The 14,161-nt window shown below is 66.4% G+C and carries 14 protein-coding genes; 3 read left to right on the top strand and 11 right to left on the bottom strand.

The features are described 5' to 3' along the window. Positions 1-5: 5 nt before the first annotated feature. On the bottom strand, positions 6-1,679 hold the full coding sequence (ligA, locus tag BLU18_RS01075) for an ATP-dependent DNA ligase LigA (protein WP_092630139.1): 1,674 nt from the start codon (positions 1,677-1,679) through the stop codon (positions 6-8). Between the two features lie 88 nt (positions 1,680-1,767). Between ligA and BLU18_RS01070 the strand changes: the two genes are divergently transcribed. Continuing rightward, on the top strand, positions 1,768-3,303 hold the full coding sequence (locus BLU18_RS01070; protein WP_092630136.1) for a glutamate-cysteine ligase family protein: 1,536 nt from the start codon (positions 1,768-1,770) through the stop codon (positions 3,301-3,303). On the opposite strand, the gene psmB is transcribed toward BLU18_RS01070, so the two are convergent. Both psmB and BLU18_RS14690 read right to left on the bottom strand, forming a co-directional pair. Then, positions 3,298-4,035 (bottom strand): archaeal proteasome endopeptidase complex subunit beta, encoded by a 738-nt coding sequence (gene psmB, locus BLU18_RS01065; RefSeq protein ID WP_092630132.1) that lies wholly within the window; start codon positions 4,033-4,035, stop codon positions 3,298-3,300. The two genes, BLU18_RS01070 and psmB, sit on opposite strands and share 6 nt — an antisense overlap. A gap of 45 nt (positions 4,036-4,080) precedes the next feature. Continuing rightward, positions 4,081-4,251 (bottom strand): hypothetical protein, encoded by a 171-nt coding sequence (locus tag BLU18_RS14690; protein WP_176791154.1) that lies wholly within the window; start codon positions 4,249-4,251, stop codon positions 4,081-4,083. Positions 4,252-4,494: 243 nt separating this feature from the next. On the opposite strand from BLU18_RS14690, the gene BLU18_RS01060 reads away from it, so the two are divergent. Then, complete coding sequence (locus BLU18_RS01060) at positions 4,495-4,935, top strand: DUF5799 family protein (protein WP_092630128.1); 441 nt, start codon at positions 4,495-4,497, stop codon at positions 4,933-4,935. A 21-nt stretch (positions 4,936-4,956) separates the two neighbouring features. Here the strand turns inward: BLU18_RS01060 and BLU18_RS01055 are convergent, their stop codons facing one another. From BLU18_RS01055 to BLU18_RS01020, 8 genes are all read right to left on the bottom strand, one after another. Continuing rightward, a complete protein-coding gene (locus BLU18_RS01055; RefSeq protein ID WP_092630125.1) occupies positions 4,957-5,937 on the bottom strand; it encodes an isocitrate/isopropylmalate dehydrogenase family protein in 981 nt (326 codons plus the stop codon). Further along, positions 5,934-6,548 (bottom strand): 3-isopropylmalate dehydratase small subunit, encoded by a 615-nt coding sequence (gene leuD / locus BLU18_RS01050; RefSeq protein WP_092630122.1) that lies wholly within the window; start codon positions 6,546-6,548, stop codon positions 5,934-5,936. The genes BLU18_RS01055 and leuD overlap by 4 nt, the downstream gene beginning before the upstream one ends. Further along, positions 6,545-7,963 (bottom strand): 3-isopropylmalate dehydratase large subunit, encoded by a 1,419-nt coding sequence (gene leuC, locus BLU18_RS01045; RefSeq protein ID WP_092630119.1) that lies wholly within the window; start codon positions 7,961-7,963, stop codon positions 6,545-6,547. Before leuC ends, leuD begins: the two co-directional genes overlap by 4 nt. Before the next feature lie 54 nt (positions 7,964-8,017). Next, on the bottom strand, positions 8,018-9,058 hold the full coding sequence (gene ilvC, locus BLU18_RS01040; RefSeq protein ID WP_092630116.1) for a ketol-acid reductoisomerase: 1,041 nt from the start codon (positions 9,056-9,058) through the stop codon (positions 8,018-8,020). Positions 9,059-9,060: 2 nt separating this feature from the next. Then, on the bottom strand, positions 9,061-9,651 hold the full coding sequence (gene ilvN / locus BLU18_RS01035; RefSeq protein ID WP_092630113.1) for an acetolactate synthase small subunit: 591 nt from the start codon (positions 9,649-9,651) through the stop codon (positions 9,061-9,063). After that, positions 9,648-11,411 carry a biosynthetic-type acetolactate synthase large subunit gene (gene ilvB / locus BLU18_RS01030; RefSeq protein ID WP_092630109.1) on the bottom strand — a complete coding sequence of 588 codons (1,764 nt, stop codon included), beginning with the start codon at positions 11,409-11,411 and terminating at the stop codon, positions 9,648-9,650. The genes ilvN and ilvB overlap by 4 nt, the downstream gene beginning before the upstream one ends. Positions 11,412-11,707: 296 nt before the next feature. Continuing rightward, complete coding sequence (locus tag BLU18_RS01025; RefSeq protein WP_092630106.1) at positions 11,708-12,934, bottom strand: LeuA family protein; 1,227 nt, start codon at positions 12,932-12,934, stop codon at positions 11,708-11,710. Between the two features lie 150 nt (positions 12,935-13,084). Further along, a complete protein-coding gene (locus BLU18_RS01020; RefSeq protein WP_092630103.1) occupies positions 13,085-13,465 on the bottom strand; it encodes a cupin domain-containing protein in 381 nt (126 codons plus the stop codon). Positions 13,466-13,802: 337 nt separating this feature from the next. On the opposite strand from BLU18_RS01020, the gene BLU18_RS01015 reads away from it, so the two are divergent. Continuing rightward, on the top strand, positions 13,803-14,153 hold the full coding sequence (locus BLU18_RS01015) for a hypothetical protein (RefSeq protein WP_092630100.1): 351 nt from the start codon (positions 13,803-13,805) through the stop codon (positions 14,151-14,153). Positions 14,154-14,161 lie beyond the last annotated feature (8 nt).

Genomic DNA, 14,161 nt, shown 5'->3' with positions numbered 1-14,161 from the left:
CGGTCTCACTTCTCCGTCAGGCGCTCCACTCGCGCCAACGAATCCGCCGCTTCCGGCGTCTTGTCCTCCCGAACCGCGACGAATCGCGGGAAGCGAAGCGCGTACCCCGACTCGTAGGTCGGCGAGGTCTGAATCTCCTCGTAGCCGACTTCGAAGACCACCTCGGGAGCGATGGTCACGTCGGTCCCGTCCTGGTCGCGAACGAGGGGTTCGAGACGCTCGGTCAGGTCGGCCAGTCGCTCGTCGGTGATACCCGTCGCCACCTTGCCGATGGTCGCGAAGTCATCCTCGCCGTCTTCGACGCGGACCGACAGCATGAACGTACCGAGGTGGTTGGCCCGTCGTCCCTCGCCCCACTCGGCGCCCGTCACCACGAGGTCCAGCGTCTCCACGTCCGGCTTGCGCTTCAGCCAGTTCTGTCCCCGCTTGCCCGGCGTGTACGTCGACTCTGGATTCTTGAGCATGATGCCCTCGTGGCCGGCCTCCAGCGCCGTCGTCTCGTGTTCGGCGACGGCGTCCACGTCCTCGGCGAGGGTGAGCGGCGACCGACCACCCGATTCGTCGTCGACGCCGTCGAGGACGCGCGACAGGTGCTCGCGCCGGTCGAGCAACGGCGCGTCGAGGAGGTCCGTCCCGTCGGCGTGGAGGCAGTCGAACGCCCGGAACTCGACGGTGACCGCCTCGCGCATCCGCGCCACGTCGTGTTTCCGGCGGAAGCGGCGAAGCACCTCTTGGAAGGGGAGTGGGTCGCCCGCATCGTCGACGGCAAGCGCTTCACCGTCGAGGATGACCGGGACGTCGAGGCCGTCCGCGAACTCGACGATTTCGGGGAGCGCCTCGGTCACGTCCTCCAGATTCCGGGAAAATACACGCGTCTCGCCCGCGGGGTCGTGGTGGACTTGGACCCGAGCGCCGTCGTACTTGGTCTCGACGGCGACTTGGCCCCACGCCTCGACGGCGTCGGCGGCCGTCCCTGTCTGGGCGAGCATCGCCTGCACCGGGCGGCCGACCGCCAGTTCCGCGGCGTTCAGCCCCGCTTCCCCCTCGTCGCGGGCCCGAACCGCGATAGCGCCGTAGTCGTTGGTCACCTGTAGCGCGCGTTCGACGGCGTCGACGGGCACGTCGAACGCGGACGCGATGGCGTCGCGGACGGTTCCCTCGCCGACGCCGATTCGCATCTCGGAGAGGACGAGGCGGGCAAGATAGCGCGCGCCGAGCGGCGTCGCCCGGTTGAACAGGTCGAAAAGGAGGTCCTCCTTGTGATCGCGACTGCCCGACCCCTCGGCAGTCGCGAGGTCACGCAGCTGCGTCTCGACTTCGGCGACGGTCAGCGAGTCGGGGCCGGCGTCTCCGAACGCGGCCAAGCCACGCTGTCCGTCGAGGTCGAGCGATTCGGCGACGGTCCCGATTTCTCCCGCGTCGGCGAGGCGGTCGGCCACGTCGTCTGGCGTGACGTTCGGGCCGGCGGCGCGGGCCAGTGCCGCGTGACAGAGGCTCGGGCCGACGTCAAGCGTCGTCGACTCCCACGCGGGGACGACGCGGCCGAGCAACAGGCGGGCGACGACGGGCAGGTCCGCGCCCGCCTCGACGAAGAGGTCCGCCACGAGCGACGTGATTTCGAGGTCGGCCGGCTCCTCCTCGATGGTGGCGACGCGGTCGGCGAAGTCGGCAAACTCCATTACGTCGAGATGGGTCGGGGGCGTGGATAAGAGCGACGGGTTCGGCGGGAGCATCGGATTGAAGACGCTGTGTGGTGCAGGGGGAGGTATGGACAGCGACCTGGCGGCACAGGTCCGTGCGGTACTCGACGTGGACGTCTCGGAGTTCCGAGCGCAGGCGCGCGCCGACGCCGAAGTGGTCAAGAACGAACTCAGGGACGGGACTTTCGACAACCACCGTTCAATCGTCGGGCTTGAGTACGAGTTCTACGCCGTCGCCGATGGGCGCTGGCGGCAGGAGGCCGGCGAGACGGGGTCGGAACTCGTCCGCGTCCCTCGCCGCCTCCTCGAGCTCATCCGCTTCGAGAAGGAACTCGGCCTTCACAACGCCGAACTGACGACGAGCCCACAACCCCTGAACGCCGAGGGGCTCAGAGCACAGGCCGCGGGCGTTCGGTCACACCTTCTCTCGGCGCTCGAAACGACCCAAATCGAGGGAATGCGCCTCGTGAGCGACGGCCTGTGGACCATCCCGCCGTCCGGCGAGACGGCGCGGGAGTACCTCACCGACAGCATCTCCGACGACGGCGTCCGCATCGCGACCAACATGACCGACGCGGTGCGGTATCACGCCATGGCCAACGGGCCGAACACGCCCTCGCCGTTCCGCCTCGACGCCCCGCACGTCGACCTCGAGGCCGACACGGTGATGCCCGAGAGTCTCATCACGTCGATTCAGCCCCACTATCAGGTGCCCCACGCCTCCGACCTGCCGACCTACCACAACTACGCCCTCCGGGTCGCCGGACCCTTGCTCGCCCTCGGCGTCAACTCGCCGTTTTTCCCGCCAGACCTCTACGAATCCGGCGTCGACCCCGAAACCGTCGTCGCCGACGCCCGCGCCGAGAACCGCGTCTTCGTCTTCGAATCCGTCTTGAACAGCGAGGAGGCACGGAAGGTTCGCTTCCCCGAGGACCTCGACACCGTGGAGGAGGCCGTCGACCGCGTCGCCAACGACCCCACCGTCGTCCCGATGCCCGTCGAAGGCGGCGACCGCTTCGACGACAAGTTCGCGACGCTCCGGCGCAAACACGGCACCTTCTGGCGGTGGGTGCGACCCGTCTTCGACGGCGCCGACCGCTCCTCGGCGAACGCCCGCATCGAGTTCCGCCCCATCGCCGCCCAACCGACGGTCCGGGACAGCATGTCGTTCATGGCGACGTTCGCCGGCCTGATGGAGAATCTCCCGCAGAACGAACACCCGGTCATCGACCAAGACTGGCGCGTGGCGCGCGAGAACTTCTACGACGCGGCCCGCGAGGGCCTCGCGAGCGACCAGCGCTGGATTACCAACGACGGCGTCGAGACGACCGACACCGCGCGCCTGTACGACGACCTGTTCTCGCACGCGGAGGCAGGGCTTCGAAACGCCGGCTGCACCGCTGAACACGCGAAACGCTACGTCGCGCCGCTCCGGGCGCGCGTCGAGTCAGGGGTCACGCCCGCGGGGTGGAAACGCGAGCACGTTCGAGAACGTGTCGAGAACGGTGAGCCGCTCGGAACCGCAATACCCGCGATGCAACGGGCGTACGTGGCCAATCAGACCGAGACACTTCTCGACGGCGACTTCACCGACTGGCTATAGCAGCGACTCGAAGTCTTTGTACTTCGTAATCTCGACGCCCTCGTCAGTGACGACGGCGACGTTGATGCCGTTGCCGGACGCCAGGTCGCGCTCGACGGCGCTCTGGATGGCGTGGGCGGCGACCGACTTCGCTTCGTCCATCGAGAGGTCGTCGTCGTATTCCTGTTCGAGGACACCGAGGGCGTACTGACTGCCCGACCCGGAGACGGCGTAGTCCTCTTCCATCATGCCGCCGAGGGGGTCGAGGCTGTAGACGTGAGCGCCGTCCTCGTCGACGCCGCCGAGGAGCGGCGAGACGATGAAGAAGGCACCGGAGCGGAGGAAGTTGCTCGTGAGCGTCGAGAGCGCTTCCATGCTCATGTCCTTGCCGCGTCGCGTCTCGTAGAGACTCGTCTCCGAGCGGAGTTGGCGGATGAGCGACTGGGCGGCCGACACCGACCCCGCGATGGTGAGGGCGGCGTTCGGGTGAATCTGTTCGACCTTCTGGACGTCCTTGCTGGAGACCATGTGACCGGCGCTGGCGCGCATGTCTGTCGCCATCACGACGCCGTTCTCCGTCGAGAGGCCGACGGTCGTCGTGCCGGTTTTCATCTCCTTGTCCTCGCCTTCCGCGGCGGCGAGGCGTTCGTCAGTGTTGGTGAACTCACCGATTTCCGGTCCGAACACCGGCCGGTCATTCCCGTCGAGGTCGTCCTGGGTCCGTGAAAAGTCCTGATTCGTCGGGGTACGCATCACCCATTCTTGCGGGGGCGCGCTGATAAATGCAACCCTTCGACGCTATCGGCGCACGCGGTCGTAAACGTCGCCGGTCGCTGCCACCAAGTCACCGAGCGGAATCGTGACGCCGAGTTGGCGAGCGAACAGCGCCAGCGGCAGCAGGGCGATACCGAACGCGAGGGTGAGCTGATACGCCGCGAACGCGCCTGCACGAGACAGTGAGTCGAACATCTGCGTAGCCGTGCTGGCGCGACGGTTATATATAAGTCTTCTTGACCGATATGTCGGGGTAGCCCGGCGCTGTCGGCCGATTGTGCTGACACCCCATCGTCGCGCCGGTGACGACGTACCGCGGGGCCATCCACACCGATATTCGGCGTTTCGTCGCTCCCCCTGACGCGTAAGTTATGGGTACGATTCGGAGCGCGTACGCGGTGGGAAACCCTGATACGTCGGCTTGGCGTACGAGCGGCCATGTCGAACTGGACCGACAGCATCGTCGGCGACCGGATGGCCGTCGATCAGGAGTTCGGCGAGCGCGTCAGAGACTCCCAGTTTTCGAATCAAGAGTGGGGACTCATCATGACCGCCGTTGACTTCGAAATCGAACACGCCGACGACCCCGACCGGGCGCGGGTCGTCGCCGACACGGAGAACCTCCCGGAGATGCTCCCCGAACTGGAGAAGGTCCAGCAAGGGATGGGCGCGGGCGGCCCCGCCGGCGGACAGCAGGGCCGCGACAGCGGAACCGGCGTCCTCGACGCCGTGCGCGGCGCCCTCGGCCTCGGCGACGACGATAGCGAGGCGAAACTGGAGGCCGCCGAGCGACTCGTCGACGAGTACGCGTCCGCCCTCCAAGACCACCTCGAAGAGCGAGGCAAGTGGGACGACGTGCGCGACGAGTACGAAGCCTAGCAGAACAGGTCCCGACGCCCGTCAGGGCAGTCGGTCGATGACCGCGTCGGCGACATCGTCGGTCGTCGCCGACCCACCGAGGTCGGGCGTCCGCGGCCCGTCTTCGAGCGTCGATTCGACGGCGCTCCGCACCGCGTCCGCCTCCGAATCGTAATCGAGGAACTCGAGCAACATCGCCGCCGAGAACATCGTCGCCGCCGGGTTGGCGACGCCCTCGCCCGCGATGTCGGGCGCACAGCCGTGGACGGGTTCGAAGATACCACGGTCGGAGCCGACGTTCGCGCTCGGAAGCAGGCCGAGGCCGCCGACCAGCCCCGCCGCCAAGTCCGAGAGCACGTCGCCCGCGAGGTTGGGGCAGACGATGACGTCGTACTGACTCGGGTCCATCGCGAGATGCGTCGCCATGGCGTCCATGTACGCGTCGTCGACGTCGACGCCGTGCTCTGTGGCCACCTCCTCGATGGTGTCCACGAACAGGCCGTCGGTGACGCGCATCACGTTGTTCTTGTGGGCGATAGTGAACCCGTCGTGGTCGTTGGCCTCGACGTACTCACACGCGAACTCGCCGAGGCGACGCGAGGCCGACTGCGTGACCAGTCGCGTCAGCGTCGACACGTCCTCCGACAGTCGGTCCTCGATACCGGCGTAGACACCCTCCGTGTTCTCGCGGAGGATGACGATATCGGTGTCCGGCTGGACAGCGTCGACACCCGGGTGAGTCCGCGCGGGGCGAATGTTGACGAACGAATCGACGGCCTCCCGAAGTGGGAGAATCACGTCTGCCGACGTTTCGCCAGTCGCGCCGAACAGCGTCGCGTCCGCCGTCGAGACGGCTTCCAGCGTCTCTTCGGGCAGGGGCGCCCCCGTCCGTTCGGCGACGGCGTCGCCGGCTTCGACGTGGTCGTACTCGAAGTCCACGACGGCGTCGAGGACGCGAAGGGTCGCGGGGACGACTTCGTGACCGATGCCGTCGCCCGGCAGGACTGCGATGCGCTCGTTCATTTCGAGTCGACGTACGGCAGATCCGCCGCCGTCTCGTCGATGGCGTCCATGTTCGACCGGAGCAAGGCGACGGTGTCCCAGATGCCCTGCACCAGCGCACCGCGCATCGCCTCGTTGATGTCGACGTCGACCGTCTTGCCGTCGTAGGTGACCGTCTCGTCGACGACGTCGAGTTCGACCCCCGCCTCGGGGTTCGCCTCGATGAACGTCTGCAGCTCTTCGACCGTCTCGGGGTCCGTCGTCGCCGCCGGAATCCCGAGCGACTTGCAGTTGTCAGCGAAGATTTCGGCGAAGGATTCGCCGATGATGGCTTCGACGCCCCAGCGAGCGATTGCTCGCGGCGCGTGCTCTCGCGAGGAGCCACAGCCAAAGTTGTCGTTGACGACGAGGACGTTCGCTCCCTTGTACTCGTTGAAGGGGTGGTCGTTGAGTTCGCCGTCGTCGTCGCGACGCGCGTCGTAGAAGGCGTACTCGTCCAAGCCCTCCCACGTCGTGGTCTTGAGGAAGCGAGCCGGGATTATCTGGTCGGTGTCGATGTCGTCGCCGCGGAGCGGAACGCCCGTGCCGGCGACGCGTCGAACTTTCATCTCCTCGACGGCTACGTCACTCATGCGTCCACCTCCATGTCGCGCACGTCGGTCACCGCGCCGTCGACGGCGGCGGCGGCGACCATCGCGGGACTCATCAGCACCGTCCGGCCATCCTTGCTCCCCTGTCGACCCACGTAGTTGCGGTTCGACGAGGAGGCACACCGCTCGTCACCTTCGAGGGAGTCGTCGTTCATGGCCAGACACATCGAACAGCCCGCTTCACGCCACTCGAAGCCGGCGTCGCGGAAGACTTGGTCGATACCTTCCGCTTCCAGCTTCGATTTCACCGTCTGCGAACCGGGGACGGCGAGGGCGCGCACGTCGGAGTCGACTTCGCGGCCTTCGAGAACCGCCGCAGCCTCGCGGAAGTCGCTCACGCGGCCGTTCGTACACGTCCCGAGGAAGGCCACGTCGATGTCGTACCCTTCCATCGTCTCGCCGGGTTCGACGCCGGTGTGTTCCTGTGCCGTGCGGGCCGCGTCTCGCTTGCCCTCCGGCAGGTCTTCCGGCGCCGGAACGGGGTCGGAGATACCGACGGCCTGTCCGGGGTTCGTTCCCCACGTGACCATCGGTTCCAGGTCGTCGGCGTCGAGGTGGACGACGTCGTCGTAGTCGGCGTCGTCGTCGCTCGCGATGGACTCCCAGTACTCCTTGCGCTCCTCGAAGGCGTCGCCTTCGGGGGCGAACTCCCGCCCGCGCAGGAACTCGTAGGTGGTCTCGTCGGGGTTGATGTAGCCCGCGCGAGCGCCACCCTCGATGGACATGTTACACACCGCGAGGCGCTCTTCCATCGACAGGTCGTGGACTGCTTCGCCGCCGTACTCGTAGACGTAGCCGACGCCGCCGTCGACGCCGAGTTCGGCGATTATCTTCAGGATGAGGTCCTTCGAGTGGACCCCTGCGTCGAGCGTGCCGTCCACCTCGATACGTCGCACTTCGGCCTTGTCGGCGGCGACACACTGGGAGGCCAGCACGTCGCGCACCTGACTCGTGCCGATACCGAAGGCGATGGAACCGAAGGCGCCGTGGGTGGCGGTGTGGGAGTCGCCACAGACGACTGTCATGCCCGGTTGGGTCAGACCCAGTTCGGGCGCGACGACGTGCGTGATGCCCTGCTTGTCCGAGTCCAGTCCGTAGAACTGGATGCCCGTCTCCGAGGTGTTGCGTTCGAGCGCCGTGAGCATTCCCTCGGCCGATTCGTCGGCCAGCGGTCGCTCGCGACCCTCCGGGCGCGTCGGCACGATGTGGTCCACCGTGGCGATGTTGCGCTCGGGATAGGGAACCTCGATGCCCCGCTCTCGCAGTTCCGAGAACGGCTGAGGACTCGTCACCTCGTGGATGAGGTGGAGACCGATGAACAGCTGGTCCTGCCCGTTGGGCAGGTCGGCCACCTTGTGCTGGTCCCACACCTTGTCGTAGAGCGTTCCCTCGCTCATCGTGGTCGTACCCGTCGCTCGGCGGTGTCGCGGCGGTCCGGGCCGTCCGCGCGTTCAGTCATCGGCCGGTGCCTCGGCTTCCTCCGTGGACTCCTCGGCCCAGGAGAACAGCGCGCGCAGTCGAGCGCCGACGTCCTCGATGTCGTGGTTCCGGTCGGCCTCGTGGAGCTGCGTGTACGCGGGGCGACCGGCCTTGTTCTCGAGGACCCAGTCACGGGCGAACTCGCCGTTCTGGATGGCTTCGAGCGCTTCGTCCATGTTCTCGCGGACGCCCTCGTCGACGATTTCGGGGCCGACCTTCAGGCCACCGTACTCGGCGGTGTCCGAGACGGAGTTCCACATCTCCGCCATCCCGCCCTCGTACATCAGGTCGACGATGAGCTTCATCTCGTTGAGACACTCGAAGTAGGCCATCTCGGGGCTGTAGCCCGCGTCGACCAGCGTCTCGTAGGCGTGTTTGATGAGCGCCGTGATGCCGCCACAGAGGACGGCCTGCTCGCCGAAGAGGTCCGTCTCGACTTCTTCCTGGAACGTCGTCTCGACGACGCCGGCGCGCGTACAGCCGATGGCCTGCGCGTAGGCGAGCGCCTCTTCGTCGGCCTCGTCCGTCGCGTTCTGGTAGACGGCCAGCAGCGCCGGCGTCCCCGTGTCCTCGACGTAGTTGCGTCGCAGGAGGTGCCCCGGCGTCTTCGGGGCGACCATCGTCACGTCGACGTCCTCGGGGGGCTGAATCTGGTTGTAGTGGATGTTGAAGCCGTGCGCGAACTGGAGGGTGTCGCCAGCCTCCAGACCGTCGCTGATGGCCTCGAACACCGCAGGCTGAACGGTGTCGGGGACGAGCATCGAGACGATGTCCGCCTCCGCGGCGGCGTCGTCCGGCGTCGCGACGCGCAGGCCGTCGTTTTCGGCCTGCGCCCACGAATCCGAGTCTTTCCGGAGACCAACGACCACGTCGACCCCGCTGTCGGCGAGGTTCTGGGCGTGGGCGTGGCCCTGACTGCCGTAGCCGAGTACGGCCACGGTCTTGCCGGCGATTGCGTCACTATCCGCGTCGTCGTCGTAGTACACTGGAACGGTGAATTCGGTTTCGCTCATGGTTATGTCGTCTTCCGCGTGCCGCGTTCGAGAGCCGCCGTCCCGGTTCGGACTATCTCGTGGATGCCGAACCGGCCGAACGTCTCGACCGCAGCGTCGATTTTCTGCTCGCTACCCGTGATTTCGACCGTCACCGACTGCTGAGAGACGTCGACGGTCTTGCCGTCGTACATCTCGGCGACGGCCCCGACTTGGTCGGGGTCGCTGCCGTCCACCTTGATCAGCGCGAGTTCGCGCCGGATGGCGTTAGACTCGAGTTCGGTGACCGAGATGACGGGGACGAGCTTCTCAAGTTGTTTCTTGGCCTGTTCGATGCCCGGTTCGGGCTCTTTGATTTCGAGCGTAATCCGCGCTCTGTCCGGATCAGTGGTCGGCCCCACGGTGAGGCTTTCGATGTTGAACTGCCGGCGTCGGAAGAGCCCGGAGACGTTCGCCAGCACACCGGGTTCGTGTTTCACGAGTGCCGAGAGAACCGCCCGCTGGGGCTCCGGTTCCGCCTCGACTTCGGGGTCGATACGAATGCCTTGGGAGTTGCGCCGGCCCTCGGGCGTCGCTCGCTCCTCCGGTTCCGGGCCGTCCAGTCCGCCGCTCATAGTTGATCCTCCGAGAGTGCGAATTTGTCGTTTGCGCCGCCACTTGGCACCATCGGGTAGACGTTCTCCTCGGGGTCGATGTGGAAATCGATGACCGACGGGCCGTCGTAGTTCAGCGCCTCTTCGACTGCGTCGGCGACTTCGTCGTAGTCGTCGACGCGCCAGCCGCGAGCGCCAAAGGCCTCCGCGAGTTTGTCGAACTCCGGAATCCAGCTGTAGCCGGCGGCCATGTGTCGGCCGTCGAAGAAGGCGTCCTGCCACTGCCGGACCATCCCGATGTACTCGTTGTTCAGGATGGCTATCGTGATGTCGAGGTTCTCACGCACTGCGACCGAGAGCTCTTCGACCGTCATCAGGAAGGAGCCGTCGCCGTCGACGCAGACGACCTCTTCGTCGTCGTCGGCCGCGAGACGTGCCCCGATGGCCGCGGGCAGGCCGTAGCCCATCGTCCCGAGGCCGTGTGAGGAAATCCACTTTCGCGGCTCGCGGAACGTCCAGTACTGGGACGCCCACATCTGATGCTGGCCGACGCCCGAGGTGACGACCGCCTCGTCGCTCGTGGCCTCGTCGAGTGCCTCGACGACGAACTGCGGTTTGAGCGGTTCGTCGTCCGGCGCCGCGTAATCCATCGGATACTGCTCTTTCCACGTCTGACACTGCTCGCGCCAGTCGTCGACGTCGGGGGCGCCAGTCAGCGCGTCGTCCAGCTGTTCGAGGACGCGCCCCGCGTCGCCGATGAGCGGGTAGTCCGCGTGGATGTTCTTGCTGATTTCGGCGGGGTCGATGTCGATGTGCGCGACTTCCGCGCTCGGCGCGAACGTCTCGATGCCGCCTGTCAGGCGGTCGTCGAACCGGGTGCCGACGGCGATCAGCAGGTCCGTGTGGTTGATCGCCATGTTGGCGTAGCCGGTGCCGTGCATGCCCGCCCACGAGAGACAGAGGTCGTGGTCCTCGGGCATCGTCCCGATGCCGGGCATGGTCGTCACGACGGGCAGCTCGTACTCCATGGCGAACTCGCGAGCCACGTCCGCGGCGTTCGCCTTCACGACGCCGCCGCCGAACAGGAGCAGCGGTTTCTCCGCCGCTTCGATGGCGTCAGCCACCGTCTCGACCGACTCGGGGTCGGCCTCGTCCTGTGGCGTGTACGTCTCTGGCGTCTGGGCCATACCGGGTTCGCGGTCCGTCTCCGCGTTGGTCACGTCTTTCGGCAGGTCGACCAGCGTGGGGCCGGGCCGACCGCTCCGTGCGAGTGCCACCGCCTCGCCGACGGTGTCGCCGACGGTGTCGGGGTCGCTCGCGAAGTAGTTGTTCTTCGTGATGGGGGCGGTGATGCCCGTCGTGTCCGTCTCCTGGAAGGCGTCGCTGCCGACCATGTGCTGGGGCACCTGGCCGGTCAGCGCCACCACGGCGTCGGAGTCCATGTTGGCGTCGGCGAGTCCCGTCACGAGGTTGGTCGCGCCGGGACCTGACGTAGCCAGGCAGACGCCCGGCTTGCCGGACACCACGTTGTACGCGTCGGCGGCGTGGGCCGCGCCCTGTTCGTGGGCCATCATGACGTGCCGGAGGTCCGAGTCCCAGAGGGCGTCGTACACCGGCATGATTGCCCCGCCCTGCACGCCGAACATGACTTCGATGCCGGCATTTTCGAGGGCGCGCACCGTCGAGGTGGCGCCCGACGTCACGGGCGTCGGCGTCGTGTCGGCGTCCGCGTCGCTCTCTGCCTCCTCTTCCTCCGGTGGTTTGGTCGTTCGCTCGCTCATGGTCGTGAACTGTCCGTCGGTCGCTGTCGATGTGGTTGGATCATGGTCGTGTGGCCGTCTGGCTATGTACGGTACGGTCGGGGTCCGAGGAAGGTGGTGTGAGGGGCTATACAGCCCCTACAATTGGGTCGAGTCGACCGACGGCTCCGCGTCCGCGCCGGCGACCACTGTGATCGGCGCCCACGACGGCGTCGTGAGCGTGACCGAACCCTCTCATCGTACCCGTTGAGTGCCTCGCCGGCCGTATAACTGTTTCCGTCGCGGCCCGGCGACGGGCCCGATACGGCCCGGCGGGCTCAGGCGCGAACCTCCTCCTCGCGAGTGACGTTCTCCTCGCGGGCGAAGCGTCGGAGGTCGGCCATGGTCACGCGCTGCTTGTCCGCGCCGTAGTCTTTGACCAAGCGCGTGACGGCACGCACCTCGGAGTCGGTCGGCGCGTAGCCGATTTCCTCGAGGCGCTTGCGCACCGAGTGGGTCCCCGTGTGCTTCCCGAGGACGAACTCGCGGGTCGCACCCACCATCTCAGGCGTCATCACACCCGGCTCGAACGTGTCCGAGTTCTCGATGACGCCCGCGGCGTGGATGCCGCTCTCGTGAGAGAAGGCGTTGCGTCCCACGACGGGCTTGTTCGGCGGGTTCGGAATGTCGCTGTACTCCTCGACCATCCGGGACAGTTCCGTGATGCGGGTCGTGTCGATACCGGTGTCGACGTCGTACAGCGCTTCGGACGCCATCACGACTTCCTCGAAGGCCGCGTTGCCGGCGCGTTCGCCGATGCCGTTGACCGACACCTGCGCCTGCGCCGCCCCAGCCTCGAAGCCAGCCATGGCGTTGGCCGTCGCCAGACCGAAGTCGTCGTGCGCGTGCACGTCGACCCTGGCGTCGGTGTTCTCGCGGACCATCTGAACCAAGTCCATGAACCGCGTGGGCGTCGCAACCCCGCAGGTGTCTGGGATGTTGATCCAGTCGGTCCCCGCCTCGCTGACGGCCTCCACCACGTCGACGAGGAAGTCGTCGTCGGTTCGGGTGGCGTCCATCGGCGAGAACATACACTCCACGCCAGCCTCTTTGACGCGTTCGACCGCTTCGACGGCGCGGTCGACCGCCTCCTCGCGCGAGGCGTGCATGGAGTCTTGCAACTGCACGTCGCTCGTACTCACGAAGACGTGAACCAGGTCCACGCCCGAGTCGAGCGCCGCCTCCACGTCCTTGTCGACGACGCGGGCGAGGCCACACACCGTCGTGTCGGTGGCGTTCGAGATGTCTCGAACGGCCTCGAACTCCGCGTCCGAGTTGACCGGGAACCCCGCCTCGATGACGTGGGTACCCATCTCGTCAAGGACTGCGGCGATGTCTCGCTTCTCGTCGTAACTGAACGACGTGCGTGGCGACTGCTCACCGTCTCGGAGCGTCGTATCGAAAATTCGTACACCGTCAATTTCGCCGGTGCGGGCCAACGTGCCCTGGAAGAACTCGATCCGCCGGGGTGTCCGACGAATCCTCCATGTCGTTAGACATTGTATCTTACCAGAGGTCCACCCTGATATATAAAACTGTCTCTGTCGCGCTCGTCGATCGATCGAAGCGGCCGACCGCCTCGCAGCCTATCGACCGTTCGAACCGCAGCGCGTCCTCGGAGTCGCTCCCTCAAACCCATAAACTGCGGGCCGGCGTCACGACTCCGTGGGGTCGAACTCGCCGCGTTTCAGCCCAGTTCGCACCGGTTCGTGTTCCGCATCGGTCGGCGGCGGCGCGGTGACGAGGAGGGCCTCCAGCGCCGAGTCGTCATCGGCCTTGACGCCGCGGTCGGTATCGGCCTCGACGACGACGACGTCACCCGCGCCGACGCGATGTTCCTCCTCCCCGTCTCGGACGACACCCTCGCCGCTCTGGACGTGAATCGCCACGTCGCTCGACGGCGCGTGGACGGGGATGAACTGCCCGGGTTCGAAGTAGCCGCAGACGACCTTCATCCGGTCGCTGCGGAACACCTCGACCGCCGAGAACGTCTGGTCGTCGTACTCGCCTTCCGCGTCGAAGTCGGTCGCAGTCATGCCGACCCCTCCGTTCGGGGGGTGTCCGAATCGACGACCGTGCGCCGTTTCGATTTAGGCTGGCCTAAATACATCGTATCGAAATCGGGGGAGACGAAGCAAAAGCGTTGGCGCGAACATCTTCCGGCTACGGTCGCCGGCCGATGCGCTCGTCGGGTGCACACCGCGACCACGAGGGCGACGGCTCCTCGCGGATTCGATATCATATTGAACAAATTATGTGTGATAGTAACTAACGTCTCTCCCGAACAGTATCGCGTGGTCGGAGTGACGGGTCGACGCATCGCTCGCCGTCCGTTCGGGAGAGACTTTATTGTCCGTCGACCGTCGGCAATTGATGGTGGCATCGGACCACGAACCGGCCGAAACGACGGACCGCGCGATTACAGTCGTGTTGCTCGATTCGGGTCGGGAGCGACGCGACTGTCGGTCCTACGAGGACGCCATCGACCTCGTGAAAGAAGCGCTCGAACCCGGACGGGTCGCGAAAATCGAGAACCGCGAGGGCGACATCGTCTTCACCTCCAGCGAGATGTCTATCGACGCGTGGGAAGTGGAGTGGCGACAGCAGAAGCGTCGTCTCTCGGTCGACACCGAGGAACACGTCTGCCCGCACGACAACGTCGGCTGTGTCTTCGACGACCGCTGTGTCCAGTGCAAGATGGACGCCGTGCAAGACAGTCGCTGAGCGGTGCC

Source organism: Haloplanus vescus, from assembly GCF_900107665.1.
GTDB lineage: Archaea > Halobacteriota > Halobacteria > Halobacteriales > Haloferacaceae > Haloplanus > Haloplanus vescus.
Note: the sequence above shows the minus strand (reverse complement) of the source record. Positions and strands in the feature narration are given on the sequence as shown.